The sequence below is a fragment of the Alloalcanivorax mobilis genome (assembly GCF_002864685.1).
Classification (GTDB): Bacteria; Pseudomonadota; Gammaproteobacteria; order Pseudomonadales; family Alcanivoracaceae; genus Alloalcanivorax; species Alloalcanivorax mobilis.
Genome location: NZ_NMQZ01000025.1, coordinates 43,127 through 57,163, shown reverse-complemented (window position 1 = coordinate 57,163; position 14,037 = coordinate 43,127). Strand labels below are relative to the sequence as shown.

10 protein-coding genes are annotated in these 14,037 nt (G+C 65.7%); 1 reads left to right on the top strand and 9 read right to left on the bottom strand.

The window, feature by feature from the left end; all coding sequences use genetic code 11:
- The 4 genes from gcvPB to gcvT all read right to left on the bottom strand — a co-directional run.
- Positions 1-1,112 (bottom strand): aminomethyl-transferring glycine dehydrogenase subunit GcvPB (gcvPB, locus tag CGS25_RS13140; RefSeq protein WP_101675767.1); only part of this gene is annotated, 1,112 nt, incomplete at its 3' end.
- Complete coding sequence (gcvPA, locus tag CGS25_RS13135; protein WP_101675766.1) at positions 1,109-2,485, bottom strand: aminomethyl-transferring glycine dehydrogenase subunit GcvPA; 1,377 nt, start codon at positions 2,483-2,485, stop codon at positions 1,109-1,111. The genes gcvPB and gcvPA, both read right to left, overlap by 4 nt.
- Positions 2,486-2,661: 176 nt before the next feature.
- Positions 2,662-3,048 (bottom strand): glycine cleavage system protein GcvH, encoded by a 387-nt coding sequence (gcvH, locus tag CGS25_RS13130; RefSeq protein ID WP_101675765.1) that lies wholly within the window; start codon positions 3,046-3,048, stop codon positions 2,662-2,664.
- A gap of 95 nt (positions 3,049-3,143) precedes the next feature.
- Positions 3,144-4,238 (bottom strand): glycine cleavage system aminomethyltransferase GcvT, encoded by a 1,095-nt coding sequence (gcvT, locus tag CGS25_RS13125; protein ID WP_101675764.1) that lies wholly within the window; start codon positions 4,236-4,238, stop codon positions 3,144-3,146.
- A gap of 335 nt (positions 4,239-4,573) precedes the next feature.
- Between gcvT and CGS25_RS13120 the strand changes: the two genes are divergently transcribed.
- A complete protein-coding gene (locus CGS25_RS13120) occupies positions 4,574-6,202 on the top strand; it encodes an L-lactate MFS transporter (RefSeq protein WP_101675763.1) in 1,629 nt (542 codons plus the stop codon).
- A 199-nt stretch (positions 6,203-6,401) separates the two neighbouring features.
- On the opposite strand, the gene CGS25_RS13115 is transcribed toward CGS25_RS13120, so the two are convergent.
- The 5 genes from CGS25_RS13115 to CGS25_RS13100 form a co-directional block, all read right to left on the bottom strand.
- Positions 6,402-9,524: an Ig-like domain-containing protein gene (locus CGS25_RS13115; RefSeq protein WP_101675762.1), complete on the bottom strand. Its 3,123-nt coding sequence runs from the start codon at positions 9,522-9,524 to the stop codon at positions 6,402-6,404.
- Between the two features lie 12 nt (positions 9,525-9,536).
- Entirely contained in the window at positions 9,537-10,898 is a 1,362-nt protein-coding gene (locus CGS25_RS13110) for an OmpP1/FadL family transporter (RefSeq protein ID WP_089034112.1), read from the bottom strand.
- Positions 10,899-11,325: 427 nt separating this feature from the next.
- Complete coding sequence (locus tag CGS25_RS13105; protein WP_101675761.1) at positions 11,326-12,594, bottom strand: FAD-dependent monooxygenase; 1,269 nt, start codon at positions 12,592-12,594, stop codon at positions 11,326-11,328.
- Entirely contained in the window at positions 12,591-12,764 is a 174-nt protein-coding gene (locus tag CGS25_RS19230) for a hypothetical protein (RefSeq protein ID WP_157933829.1), read from the bottom strand. The genes CGS25_RS13105 and CGS25_RS19230 overlap by 4 nt, the downstream gene beginning before the upstream one ends.
- Complete coding sequence (locus tag CGS25_RS13100; protein ID WP_101675760.1) at positions 12,761-13,966, bottom strand: FAD-dependent monooxygenase; 1,206 nt, start codon at positions 13,964-13,966, stop codon at positions 12,761-12,763. The genes CGS25_RS19230 and CGS25_RS13100 overlap by 4 nt, the downstream gene beginning before the upstream one ends.
- Positions 13,967-14,037 lie beyond the last annotated feature (71 nt).

Genomic DNA, 14,037 nt, shown 5'->3' with positions numbered 1-14,037 from the left:
GCTTCGAGGCGCTTGAGCAGGTAGTTGGCGGCGAGGGTGGAGTATTCGCCGACGCGGATCATGCCTTCGCGGCCGAGCACCATGGCGTAGAAGTAGGCGCGCAGCAGGACGCCGGCGTTGCCCATGAAGGCGCTGAGGTGGCCGATGCTGGTGGGCAGGGTGTCGGTGTCGATCCAGTGGTAGTCGCCACTTTCTTCATCCAGGCCCGCCATGGGGGTGGGCAGGTAGTCCAGCAGGCGCTGGGAGACGCCCACCGGGCCGGCGCCGGGGCCGCCGCCGCCGTGGGGGGTGGCGAAGGTTTTGTGCAGGTTCATGTGGATGACGTCGAAGCCCATGTCGCCGGGGCGCACCTTGCCGAGGATGGCGTTGAGGTTGGCGCCGTCGTAGTAGAGCAGGCCGCCGGCGTCGTGGACGGCTTTGGAGATCGCTTCGATTTGCCGTTCGAACACGCCGCAGGTGGACGGGTTGGTCATCATCAGGCCGGCGGTTTGCGGGCCGCAGGCTTCCTTGAGGGCTTCCAGGTCCACGTCGCCGTCCTTGCCGACGGGCACTTCGCGGACCTTGTAGCCGCACATGACGGCGGTGGCCGGGTTGGTGCCGTGGGCGGCTTCGGGGATCAGGATTTCGGTGCGGGCGTCGTCGCCGCGGGCTTCGTGGTAGGCGCGGATCATGGCGACGCCGGCGAATTCACCCTGGGCGCCGGCCATGGGGGCGAGGGAGACGCCTTTCATGCCGGTGACTTCCTTGAGGAAGTTCTGCAGCTCGTACATACAGGCCAGGTAGCCCTGGCTGTGGCTGGCCGGGGCGAGCGGGTGCCGGTTGAGGAAGCCGGGCAGCATGGCCGCGCGGTTGGCGCCGCGCGGGTTGTATTTCATGGTGCAGGAGCCGAGCGGGTAGAACTGCTTGTCGATGGCGAAGTTCTTGGTCGACAGGTTGGTGTAGTGGCGCACCACTTCCAGCTCGCCCACTTCCGGCAGGCCGGGTTTGTTCTTGCGGCGCAGGTTCGCCGGGATGGCGGACAGTTGGTCCTCACTCACGGGCTTGGGCGCTTGCGCGGTGGCGCTGCGGCCGGGACGGGAGTGTTGGAAGATCAGCGTGGTTTCGTTGCTCATGCCATTTCCCTCAATTCGGTGAGGACGTCTTTCATTGCGACCACGAAGAGGTCCAGGTCCCCTTCCGTGTGTACTTCGGTGCTGTTGACCAGGATGGCGTTCTTCATCGAATAGTCCTTGGCGAGGCTGAGACCGCCGAGGATGTCTTTTTCCGCCAGGCGGGCGAGCACGGTGTCGGCGTCCTGGGGCAGCGTGAGGGCCACTTCGTGGAACACCGGGGCGCTGAAGGCGCGCTCGACGCCGTCCAGGGCGCAGAGTTTGTCGGCCAGTTTCTGGGTGTTGGCGTGGCAGTGGCCGGCGACGCTGGCGAGGCCGTCCGGGCCCAGCAGGGACACGTAGATGGTGGCGGCGGTCATGGCCAGGCCCTGGTTGGTGCAGATGTTGCTGGTGGCCTTGGAGCGGCGGATGTGCTGCTCGCGGGCTTGCAGGGTGAGGGTGAAGCCCTGCTTGCCTTCCATGTCCACGGTGCGGCCGATGATGCGGCCGGGCATTTGACGGACGTGTTTTTTCTTGCAGGCCATGAAGCCGAAGTAGGGGCCGCCGGAGCTGAGCGGCACGCCGAGGGGCTGGCCTTCGCCTACGACCACGTCAGCACCCTGCTCGCCCCACTCGCCCGGGGGCGTGAGGATCGCCAGCGAGGTGGGGTTGGTGACCGCGATCACCAGCATGCCGTTGGCGTGGGCCCAGTCGGTGAGGGCGTCCACGTCTTCCAGGCTGCCGAAGTAGTTGGGCTGGCTGATCACCAGGGCGGCGTAGTCGTCGCCTTCGAACGGGCTGAGGCTGTCCACCAGGGTCTGGCCGGCGTCGGTGCAGAACGGCACGGACACCAGCTCCACGTTCTGGTTGCCGACAATGGCTTCGCAGGCGCTGCGGTAGCGAGGGTTGAGCGCCTCGGGCACCAGCACCCGGTTGCTTTTCGATTTGCGGTTGGCGCGCAGGGCCATGAGCACCGCTTCCGCCAGCCCCGATGCGCCGTCGTAGACCGAGGCGTTGGAGACGTCCATGGCGGTGAGCCGGGCGATCAGGGTCTGGTATTCGTAGATCACCTGCAGGGTGCCCTGGCTGGCCTCCGCCTGGTAGGGCGTGTAGGCGGTGTAGAACTCACCGCGGGTGGCGATTTCCCATACCGCCGCCGGGATGTGGTGCGCGTAGGCGCCGCCGCCGATAAAGCTGAGCGCGAAGCGGTCCTGCTCGGCGCGCTCGGCCATCAGGCGCGTCACTTCCATCTCGCCGCGCCCTTCGGGCAGGGCGTCCAGGCCGTGGCCGGCTTTCAGGTGGGCGGGGATTTCATCGAACAGGGCCTCGATGCTGTCGGCGCCAATCGCCTGGAGCATGGCCTGGACGTCGTCCGGGGTATGGGGAATGTAGGGCATGGGGCGTTTCCGGGTAGGAAGGTGTCAATAGAATGGTCACGACGGTTAATGAGGGGTCGGACGCCTGACGTCGGACGTCCGACGCAAAGAAAAGACCCCGACCTCAGGGTTTTGCGTCCGACGTCAGACGTCTGACGTCCGACCAGCCCGGGCAAACGCCCGGCGCTCTCCGCCGTCTACTCGCTTTCAATCTGCTCCTGATACTGATCCGCCGTGAGCATTTCTTTCAGCTCGCCGTCGTCGGCCATTTTGATTTTGAACAGCCAGCCGCCAGCGTAGGGTTCGTTGTTGACCTTCTCGGGTTCGTCTTCGAGGGCTTCGTTGATTTCGACCACTTCACCGGAGACCGGGGCGTAGATGTCGGAGGCGGCTTTCACCGATTCCACCACGCCGGCTTCGTCGCCGGCGGCGAACACCACGCCCACTTCGGGCAATTCCACATAGACCAGGTCGCCCATGGCGTCCTGGGCGTGGTCGCTGATGCCGACCACGGCAACGTCGTCTTCCACACGCACCCATTCGTGGCTGGCGCGGTAACGCAATTCGGCGGGGGTCTCGCTCATGTCTTTAGCTCCTAAAAAAGCGCTTACACGCTGCACGCTTCACGCTGGCACGCAAAAAGCGTGGTGCGTGTAGCGTGGTGCGTGCCAGCGAATTGTCATAACGGTTTATAAACGGTTTTGCCGTTGCGAACGAACGGCGCTCTGACCACTCGCGCGGGCAGGCGTTTGTTGCGAATCTCCACTTCCACGGTGCCGGTGGTGCCGGCGGGCAGCCGGGCCAGGGCCACCGAGTGGCCGAGGGTGGGCGAGAAGGTGCCGCTGGTGATCTCGCCATCCGGGCCGACGCTGCCGCCGGGCACGTGCACACCCTGGTGGGCGCGCAGCACGCCCTTGCCTTCCAGCACCAGGCCGAGCAGTTGCGCGTGGCCTCGGGCTTTTTGCTCTTCCAGCAACTCGCGGCCGACGAACTGGCGGGTCTGGTCGTTGAGGTCGACGGTCCAGCCCATGTTGGCTTCCCAGGGCGTCACGTCTTCGTCCATGTCGTTGCCGTAGAGGTTGAGGCCGGCTTCCAGGCGCAGGGTGTCGCGGGCACCCAGGCCGGTGGGTTTGACGCCGGCGTCGAGCAGGCGCTGCCAGAACTCTTCGGCCTGTTCATCGGGCAGGATGATCTCGGCGCCGTCTTCGCCGGTGTAGCCGGTGCGGGCGATCAGCCAGCGGCCGACGTTCTCGAAGCCGAACACCGGCAGGCGGGCGATGGCGTTGCCGCCTTCGCCACAGAGAATTTTTTCCAGGATCGGCCGCGCCTGGGGGCCCTGGATGGCGATCATCGCCAGGTCCGGGCGCTCGCGGATGTCCACGGCGAAGCCGCCGGCCTGGCTTTCCATCCAGTCCAGGTCTTTTTCGCGGGTGGCGCAGTTCACCACCAGCCGGAAGTCGCTGCTGTTCTTGTAGACGATCAGGTCATCGATCACGCCGCCGCGCTCGTTGAGCATGCCGGTGTAGAGGGCGTGGCCGGGCTCGATCTTGTCCACGTCGTTGGCGAGCAGGTGGCGCAGGTAATCGCGGGCGCCCTGGCCGGTGATGTCCACCACGGTCATGTGCGAGACATCGAACATGCCGGCGTACTGGCGCACCTGGTGATGCTCGTCAAGCTGGGAGCCGTAGTGGATCGGCATGTCCCAGCCGCCAAAATCGACCATTTTGGCGCCGGCGGCGAGGTGCGCCTGATAAAGGGGTGTGCGGTGACCCATGGTGGTGAAGCACTCCGAAAACTGTGGCCGTCGTGGCACCGCCGGCAGCAGGCGGCGGGGCGATCCCGTGTCAGAGGTGAAGGATAACGGACCTGACGGATAACGCCTACCGGTGCGTCACGCCGGCCGGGCTTTTCGCCCGCCTTCTACGACTTTCGGCGCGCCGTGAGCGCGGATGATTCATCTGCGCGGCTTTCTTCGGTATAACGTCAGGTCAAGCGTGTTTCGCTATTCAACGTCAACACAGGACCAGGCAGGCGATTCCCAAAGTATACCCAGGGCCGGGGCGTCGCGCCGGGCGGCGCCCGCCATAACGAATAACAAGGGGACACTCCATGAACGATTCCACTCCCAGCGCGGCCGGGTTTTTCGCCCGCGAGCGCACCATCGCGGGCCCGCAATTCAACCGCTGGCTGGTGCCCACCGCGGCGCTGGCGATCCATTTGTGCATCGGCATGGCCTACGGCTTTTCGGTGTTCTGGCTGCCGATGAGCCGGGAAATCGTGGATGCGCCGGCCAGTTGCGCGGACATCGGCCTGTGGCAGGCGCTGTTCACCACCACCTGCAACTGGAGCGTGTCGCAGGTGACGTATGTGTTCGGCATCTTTATCGCCATGCTCGGGGTGTCGGCGGCGATCTGGGGCGCCTGGCTGGAGCACGCCGGGCCGCGCAAGGCAGGCTTTATCGCGGCGTTGTGCTGGGGCGGCGGCATGATCGTCGGCGGCATCGGCGTGATGACCCACCAGCTGTGGCTGCTGTATTTGGGCGCCGGGGTGCTGGGCGGCGTGGGCCAGGGGCTGGGGTACATTACTCCGGTGTCGACGCTGATCAAGTGGTTCCCGGACCGGCGCGGCATGGCCACCGGCTTCGCGATCATGGGTTACGGCGGCGGCGCCATGATCGGCGCGCCGCTGGCGGTGCTGCTGATGAGCCACTTCTCGGCGGACGGCGGCACCGGCGTGGCACGCACGCTGATCACCATGGGCGTTCTCTACGCCATCGTGATGGCCTGCGGCGCCATCGGTTTCCGGGTGCCGCCCAACGGCTGGCGGCCCCAGGGCTGGGTGCCCAAAAACGAAAACGCCAACGCGATGATCACCCAGGGCCATGTGCATCTGAACCGCGCCTGGAAGACCAAACAGTTCTGGCTGATCTGGGGCGTGCTGTTTCTGAACGTGACCGCCGGCATCGCCGTGATTTCCATGGCCAGCCCGATGCTGCAGGAGGTGTTCGGTGGGGTGCTGGTGGGCATCGACGATCCCAACGCGGTGCTGAGCGCGGCGCAGAAGGCGGCGGTGGTGGCCGCGGCGGCCGGCCTGGTGGGGCTGATCAGCCTGTTCAACAGCGTCGGGCGGCTGTTCTGGGCGTCGCTGTCGGACAAGATCGGCCGCAAGAACACCTATTACTGCTTCTTCGTGATCGGCATTGTCGTTTACTGCCTGCTGCCCACCTGGGGCCACCTGGGCATGGCCGGGCTGTTCGTGATCTCGATCTGCGTGATTCTGAGCATGTACGGCGGCGGCTTCGCCACGGTGCCGGCGTATCTGGCGGACATCTTCGGCACCCAGATGGTGGGCGCCATTCATGGCCGCCTGCTCACCGCCTGGAGCGCCGCCGGCCTGGTCGGGCCGCTGATCATCGCCGCCCTGCGCGACGCCCAGCTTGAAGCCGGCGTGGACCAGGCGCTGGTCTACGACCGCACGCTCTACATCATGGCCGGGTTGCTGTTCGTGGGGCTGATCTGCAATGCGCTGGTGCGGCCGGTGGACCACAGCCTGCACATGAGCGAAGAGGAAGTGGCCCGCGAACGCGCCCTGCAACACGAAGACCGGGTCGCCAGCAACGCGGACACCGCCGCGCGCGGCCAGTTTGGTATTGGTGGCGTGCTGTGCTGGCTGGGGGTGGGCGTGCCGTTTTTGATCGGTTTGTACATTGCCTTGGCGAAAGCGGCGGCGTTGTTTTAGGGCGGGCACTTTGCCTTTGGCCGTGAGGCAACCCCTCTCCCTGTCCCTCTCCCGCAAGGGGAGAGGGGACGCTCCAGAAAAGCTGTTGCTGCCCGACAGCGCCGTCAGACCCAACCGGGTAGATTCATAGCCAGCCTGCTTGCCTTGATATAGAGCCCCTCTCCCCTTGCGGGAGAGGGGTTGGGGAGAGGGGGAGCCGTTAATGCTTGATCGGCTCGCTCAGGTAGTTGAGGAAGGTGTCGCCGGTGGGGATCTGCACGTGGATGGTGCCGCTGAGGCCCAGGGGGATACCGCCCAGTTCCACGTCCAGGTTCAGATCGTTCTGGCTGATCTGCTCGATCTGCAGGCGGCCGTCGTCCAGGAAGGTGACGTCGCCGGCCAGCTCCAGAGACAACGGGTAGCTGTGCAGATTGTGAGTCAGTGAGCTTGGGATCAGATGCAGTGTATAGACCGTGGGCGACAGTCGCGGCGCATCCAGATAAAGATCGAGCTTGGTGAGGAAGCGGGGCGTGCCGTCGCCGTTGACGATCCACCCTTTCACCCGGCCGTAATCCGGTGCGGTGCAGTTGCCTTCAAGGGCGTCACAGGTGTAACGGATGCGCATCAATTGCGGCCCGGTGGGCGCCGGGTCGGCGCTGGCCAGCAGGCCCACGCCGTTGGCCAGTTGGGTGTAAACGGTCACGCTGGAGAGCGCGATGCGGGTCGGGTTGATGTAGACCAGCACGCCGCCGTTGTCCTGAACCTCCTGGGGAATGGTGGTTTCGCCGTCTTCGTTGGCCGCTTGCTCTTGCGCCACCAGTTCAGCCACTTCGGCGCGGGTTTTGTAGCCGACCAGATCCACATCCAGATTGCCGCTCAGATAGGCGTATTTGAGATCCGGGCAGTCTTCTCCCACCTCACAACCCACATTGGCGTCCTTGAGTGCGCTGCCTTCGGCGGCCGGGTCGGCGGTGACAATCCGAGCGCTGTTCTTCTTCGCTTCCTCATCCATGGAAGGCGGCACTTCGCCGTTGTCGGCCATGAAGTTGGCGTTGACGTCGGAGGTGGGCAGGTTGCGCAGGGCCTGGAGCACATCCTGGGTGCGCTCGGCGCCGCGGAAGAAGACCGGCAGATTGGGGCCGCCGTCGGTGGTGGCGGGGGCGTCGTCGGGGGTTTGCGCCAGCAGTTGGGTTTGCAGGGGCAGGCCCCGGGTGTCGCAGATGGCGTCGCTGCCACAGTTGGCGCCTTCGGCCACGGATTTGAGGGTGTAGCGGTAGAGGCTGTCCACCTGCCAGGGCGTGTTGGGCACGAACGTGATCTTGCGGCCACTGACCTCGGGCTTGCCTTCAACGGTGCCGGTGACGGCGCCGCTGGCGTCCACTTGCTCCACCAGGAAGGTGGCGTCGTTGACGGTGGCCGGGTCGATCACCTGGGAGAAGGTCACCACGATGGGCCGGTTGGCGGGCAGTTGCGCCAGCGGCAGGTGGTCGTCTTCGTCCTTGCCGCCCTGGCAGCGGCCGGCGTCGTTGTTGGCCAGGTCGAAATCCGCCGGGATGCAGGGGAAGCCCGGGTAGGCGGTGAGCACCAGCGGGGACTGTTCATCGCCTTGCACGTAGTCGGGCAGCATGAAGGTCTGGGTGGCGCCGAGGGCGGGGTTGCCGGCGACGTCGGTGATGCCGTCGGTGTAGCCGACTTCGTAGTTGGCGCCATATTGCAGCGGTTGATCCGGTTTCAGCACGATGTCCACGCCGTCCAGGTACCAATCAAAGTCCACCGGTGAGCCGTCGGCGGTGAGGGTCAGGTTGGTGCCGGGTTCGATGGCGTTGGGGTCCAGCGGTTCGCTGAAGCTGAGGATCACCGGGTCACCGGGGCGCTGTTTGTTGACCTGATCGCCGGGCAGCCAGGCGCGCAATTCCGGGCTGGTCATGTCGTCGGGGAAGGCGGGCGCGTTTTCCTGATCGGGGTAGCTTTCCATGTGGAAGCTGAGCACGCCGAAGGCGGTTTCGGTGCCCAGCACCTCGGGTTCCACCACGCCGATGGCGTCGACGATCAGGCTGCCTTTTTCGGTGTCGGCGATGGCGGTGCCGACCAGCTCCACCTGCAGCAGGTTCTGGTTAAAGGCGCCGTTGGCGCGCGGGTCTTCGGTGTCGAAGGCCACGTTCATGGTCAGGCGCAGTTGCTTGGGCGCGTTGGCGTCGTCGGTGTAGGGGTTGGGGATCAGGTAGCCGTTGGCGTCGGACAGGAACGTCACGGTGACGGCCCCGGAATCAAAGCCGGCGTCCACCTGGCCACCAATTTTCACCGCCAGCGGATCGCCCTTGAGCAGGGAGCCCTTGGGAATGCGCAGCGGGGTGACGTCCGGGAAGTTGGGCGCGAACGCCAGTTGCGCGAACACATTACCGGATTGCTTGGAGACGGTGGTGTCGCCGAGCAGGTTGGCGATCACCGGCACGCAGTTAATCGGGTCGCCGGTGAGCGGCGAGGTGATCACGCCGTCGTCGCGGCAGCCCAGGGTCGGGTCGGCGGGGGCGGCTTCCTGAACCAGGGTGGAGCGCGGCTCGGTGTCCAGCGGCGTGAACTCCCGGGTCAGGCCGGGGAGCGCCTCGCCCTGTTCGTTGGTGATGGCGCTGGTCAGTTCCAGAGTCACCGGTTCGCCGGGGGTGAGCGGCTCCACGCTGTCGCCCTGCTGGTTGACGGTGTCGCGGGGATCGATGCTGATGCGGTTGCCGTCCACCAGCACGGTGGCGGGCACCAGGTTGCCGTTCTGGGTGAGCGTGACGCTCTCGCCGTAGACCACGCTGGCGCGGTTTACCGGCTGGGTCAGCACCAGATCGAGGCTGGAGAAATCCAGGAACGGCAGATCGCTGCCGTCCGGGCTGACGCTGGCCACGTCGAAGGTGTCGTCGAGGCGGCGCTGGTCCCGGGGGGCGCCTTCCAGGGCGGCGCGTGTGGTGAAATTCAGCTCGCCGTCGGGGAAGTTGACCTCACCGTTGTCGGTTTGCAGGCCGTTGACGGTCAGCGTGTAGTCGCTCTTTTCGGCGAGCGCCGTTTGCGGTTGCAGGATCACGCTGCGGCCTTCGTCCACGTCTTTATTGATCGAGAACGGCACGTCGCCGTCGGGACCGGTGAGGGTGAAGTTACTGGCGTCCACCTCCATGGCTTCGGTGAAGCGCACCACCACCGGCGCTTTGGGTGCCACGCCGGTCTGGTTGTCATAGGGGTAGCTGTAGGAGATTTCCGCTTGTTGCCAGTTGCTGTTGTCCACGCTCTGGCTGCCACCGCCGCCGCCACAGGCGGCCAACGCGGAGGCGCAGGCGATCAGGACGAGATTGCGCTTGCTCATGGTCTGCCTCCGTTAGAATTTCAGGGTCACGGACCCGGTGAACACGTGAACGTCGCCGCTGGCTTCCACGGTTTCGTAGGGTTCCGGGTAGCTGGGCGAATTGGTGGCGTAGAGGTCGAAATCACGCGGTTGCAGTTTCTGATACTGGTAGGCGATGTCGAAGCGTACCGGGTAGGCCAGGAAGCGGGTCTTATTGTATTTGGCGGTCAGGCCCAGGCCGACGATCCACTTGTCCGCGTCCAGGTAGTTCACGTCCAGCGACGAATCCGATTCCAACGGCGATTCGCTGTAGGCAACGCCACCGGTGACGGTGAAGTTGTCGTTCAGGTCGAACTCGGCGCCAATGCGCGGCACCACGATGTCGCGGAATTCCAGCCGCCCGACGTCACCGTTGACCGCCTGGTCCTTGATGGTGTCGCCGTCCAGTTCGTCTTCCAGATCGGACCACTGCTGCATTTCCACCGTGAAGCCCACGCGGAAACGTTCCTGGCCGTAAAGCATGCCGGCGGAGTAGATGTTGGGCTGGTAGGAATCCAGGGTGGTGACTTTCAGGCTCAGGCCCGGGTCGGCGATGGTGCCGGGAATAATGGTGTTGGCGTCCACCGTGGTGTTGGTGTTGGAGTAACCACGGAAGGCGAACGCGGTTTCCAGGCCGTTGTACCAGCAGTCGCCGTTGGGGCAGAAGCTTTCGCCCCAATCCATGGTGGCGCTGAGAATCGGCCGGATCGACGGCTTGGCGGACACGTTCAACTCTTCGTACTGGGTCTCGCCGGCCAGGTTGGTGGTGGCGCGCAGCTTGGCGTCGGATTGCAGGGTGATGCGCGCCGAGGCGCCGATGTCGAGCCCGCGCCACAATTGGGTGGCGCCGCCGAGCACCAGAAACAGCGGCTGGCGGCCGTACTCGAAGTACTGCCCGGCGGTGGAGGTCTGGGAATTGAACGCCAGCATCTCTTCGCCGTATTTCTCCACGCCCAGCATCACGCCCAGGTAGAGCGGATGGTCGAATTTGGTCATCGAGGATAGGTCGGTCTTCAGGCCCACCAGCACGTGCTGGGAGGGCGAATCCTGCAGCACATCGCCGCCGCTGCGGATCGGCGGCGCCAGGCCACCCTGGCTGTCGGCGCGCAATTCATGATCGGCGTGCAGCATGCCCAGGGTCAGCTCGCCGCGCGGGTCCTTGGCCAGATAGGCCGGGTTGTAATAGACCGCCGAGGTCTGGGTGTTGAACAGGGACAACGCCTGGGCGGACGCCACGTCGGTGGGCAATACGCCGTAGGTGGTGCCAATGTTGCCCATGCTGGCGTGCACGGCGCCGCCGGCGGAACCCAGGGCAACCGCCAGGGCAGCGCCCTGAAAGGCCTTTTTGTTCTTCATGGGGGACTACTCCGCGTTTTTTCCGTCAGGGGGACGGGTTGGGTTTGTTATTGAATCTGGCACTGTCGTACCCAAGTGCAATTCTTAGTATGTTCAACAGAATAAGAACAAAACAGCGGCCAATGCTACATTCCGTGCACTTTTGTTAACTGCTTCTGCTATTCAAACCCTTTTACTGACGTCGTATTAATACGCTAATAATTAAGTACAAGATGGGCACGGATGAATACGGGGCGGAGGTACCAGAACGGCCATAGGCCCCGGAAACAAAGGGCTACGGCGCCATGGTCAATTTTCTGGCCCGAACAGGCGATTGTGATTTTACGACAGGTTATTTTGGGCGAAGGGAATGTAAAAAAATCGAAAATGGATGAAGGGGCGCGTTGTCAAGATTTATAAAAGGGGACAGCTTTTCTATTTTTGCGACTCACTCTCCGCCACGATCAACCGTCTCATTGCTCAACGGCAACGGGCCGGCGAGCAGCGGCAGATCACCGGCACGGCCCAGCGCCCGGACCATAAAGGCGTGGCGCGCCGGCGGCAGGCGATTGACCAGATCCAGACCGCTGTTGCGCAACCAGCGCACTGGCAATTCACGGCGTTCGAACAGCGTCTTGAAGCCTCGCATGGCGCCTTGCATCACCAGATTGTCGGCGCGGCGGCGGCGTTGGTAGCGGGCCAGTACGCCAGGGTGCGCCAGCGGCAAGCCGGCGGCGCGCGCGCGAACCAGCTCTTCGGCCAGCACGCCGGAGTCCAGCAACCCCAGGTTGATGCCCTGCCCGGCCAGCGGATGGATCACATGGGCGGCGTCGCCAATCAGCGCCAGCCCGGGGCCAATGTAGCTGCTGGCATGGCGCTCCTGAATCGCGAACACCGCGCGGCGGCTGACCAGCCGGGCCGCGCCCAGGGCCTCGCCGGTGGCCTGGGTGAGCGCGGCGCCGAAGGCGGCGTCGTCCAGGGCCATCAGCTCTTCAATGCGCTGCGGCCAGGCGGACCAGACGATGGAGCACCGGTGCCCCTGGCCGCCATCCGGCGGTGAAAACAGCGGCAGCAACGCCAGCGGGCCGGATTCCATGAACACCTGGCGGGCGCAGGCGCCGTGGGGGCGGTCGGTTTCGACGGTGGCGACCAGCGCGTGGTGGCCGCTGTCGCGGGGGGCGGCGGGGATGCCGGCCGCCTCGCGCACCAGCGAGCGGGCGCCGTCCGCGCCAATCACCAGATCAGCGCTCAATACCTCACTGTCTGTAAGCACTTGCCAACCCTGGCCGGCGCGGCGCACGCCAGTGACGGCCACGTCACAGCGCCAGTCCAGATGGGCGTGCGCGGCGGCGGCCCGGTACAGCGCCGCGGTCAGGTTGTCGTTCTCAAGCAGCCAGCCCAGCGCCGGCGCGCCCAACTCGGCGGCGTCGAACGCCACCTCGCCGGTGCCGTCCTGATCCCACACCCGCATGTGCCGGTAGGCCTGCACCCGGGCCGCGTCCAGATGCGCCCAGGCGCCGGCGTGGCGCAACAACCAATGGCTCGCTTCGCTCAACGTGGACACCCGCAACGCCGGCGCCCCGGCCGGACACACCGGCATCGGCGCGCCATCCAACACCCGCACCGCGATGCCCTGCTCCGCCAGCAACAACGCCATCAACCCCCCGGCCATACCGCCGCCGATGATGAGGATGTCGGTGTGGGAGGGTTCTTTCATGGCGTGTGCGCCTGTGCGGAAGGAATGGTGTGCTCGGTCAGCGAAGGGCGGAGTTGAAAGTTCAAAGTTAAAAGTTGAAACGCGGGCAACACCCGCGCCTTGGAAATCATCGTGCCCGCGCCGGTTTTCCTTTTAACTTTTAACTTGTAACTTTCAACTGACACTTTCATAACCCCATCGCTCGGCGGGCGAAGCCTTTGCGCAGGGAGGGGGCGAGGTCGAGGGCGAGCAGGCCGAGCTGGCGGCTGTGGGCGAACAGGGGTTGGCGCACGCGGAACCATTCGGGCAGCCAGTGCGAGGCGCGGTGGATCAGCGCCTGGTCCCGTTGGCGCTCGGCGGTCCAGTGTTGCAGGCGGCTGAGCCGGCCGGGGTCGGGCTGGCCGCCGACCCGTTCGGCGAGCAGGGCGAGGTCGCGCACGGTCAGGTTGAAGCCCTGGCCGGCCACCGGGTGCAGGGTGTGGGCGGCGTTGCCGACCACGGCGGCGAACGGCACCGCCTGGGCGCAAGCCTCGGTGAGCACCAGCGGGTAACGCTGGCGCTCGCCGACCCGGGTCAGCGCCGGCACACCGGCGCCGACGCGCTGGCGCAGGGCGGCGAGAAAGGCGCCCTCGTCCATCGCCATCCAGGCGTCCGCCTGCTCGCGGGGGCCGGTCCAGACCAGGGCGAAGCGCTGATCCGGCAGCGGCAGCAGGGCCAGCGGGCCATCGTCAAGAAAGCGCTCGTAGGCAATGCCCTGATGCGGCGTGGCCAGGGCCAGGTTGGCGATCACCGCGTCGTGGCCCAGATCGCGATGGCGGGCGCCGATGCCCAGCCATTCGCGGGTTTGCGAGTGGGCGCCGTCGGCGGCGATCAGCAGCGGCGTGTGCAGGGTTTCGCTGGCGCCGGCGTCGCTTTCAAGAGTGGCGGTGTAGCCGTCCACGGTGCGCGTGATGCCGCTCAGCCGGGCCGGGGCGCGCACCCGGATCGCCGGGTCGCGGCCAAGAGCGCTCAACAGCACGTGGCCGAACCAGCGATTCTCGACCACCGCGCCCAGGCGCGCCACGCCTTGCTCGGCGGCGCGGATGCGGGTCAGGCCCAGGCGCTGCTGCCGGGACACGTGCACGGTGCCAATGGCGGCGGCGCGCTCCAGTAGCGTATCCAGCAGGCCCAGCTCCGCCAGCACCGCCAGCGAGCCGGCGGACAACGCCGTGCTGCGGGCGTCGAAGCTGGGCGTGTCCGGCGCCTCGCCGCCGCCCAGCGCATGGCTCTCCACCAGCGTCACCGCTGGCGCGCCATGGTGGCGCAACAGCAACGCCAACAACGCCCCCGCCATGCCACCGCCGATGATTAGCGGCGCGCCGGAAACGCGAGGGTTATCGAAAGGCAATGTCATGGCGGCTCGTATCTCGTGTCCGGAAAGAATGAGTTGAAAGTTACAAGTTAAAAGTTGAAAGGGAAATCGGC

Bases quoted from the DNA above. Each gene is read 5' to 3' on its own strand.
- gcvPA (WP_101675766.1), bottom strand. From the start codon at position 2,485: ATGCCCTACATTCCCCATACCCCGGACGACGTCCAGGCCATGCTCCAG.
- gcvH (WP_101675765.1), bottom strand. From the start codon at position 3,048: ATGAGCGAGACCCCCGCCGAATTGCGTTACCGCGCCAGCCACGAATGG.
- gcvT (WP_101675764.1), bottom strand. From the start codon at position 4,238: ATGGGTCACCGCACACCCCTTTATCAGGCGCACCTCGCCGCCGGCGCC.
- CGS25_RS13120 (WP_101675763.1), top strand. From the start codon at position 4,574: ATGAACGATTCCACTCCCAGCGCGGCCGGGTTTTTCGCCCGCGAGCGC.
- CGS25_RS13115 (WP_101675762.1), bottom strand. From the start codon at position 9,524: ATGAGCAAGCGCAATCTCGTCCTGATCGCCTGCGCCTCCGCGTTGGCC.
- CGS25_RS13110 (WP_089034112.1), bottom strand. From the start codon at position 10,898: ATGAAGAACAAAAAGGCCTTTCAGGGCGCTGCCCTGGCGGTTGCCCTG.
- CGS25_RS13105 (WP_101675761.1), bottom strand. From the start codon at position 12,594: ATGAAAGAACCCTCCCACACCGACATCCTCATCATCGGCGGCGGTATG.
- CGS25_RS19230 (WP_157933829.1), bottom strand. From the start codon at position 12,764: ATGAAAGTGTCAGTTGAAAGTTACAAGTTAAAAGTTAAAAGGAAAACC.
- CGS25_RS13100 (WP_101675760.1), bottom strand. From the start codon at position 13,966: ATGACATTGCCTTTCGATAACCCTCGCGTTTCCGGCGCGCCGCTAATC.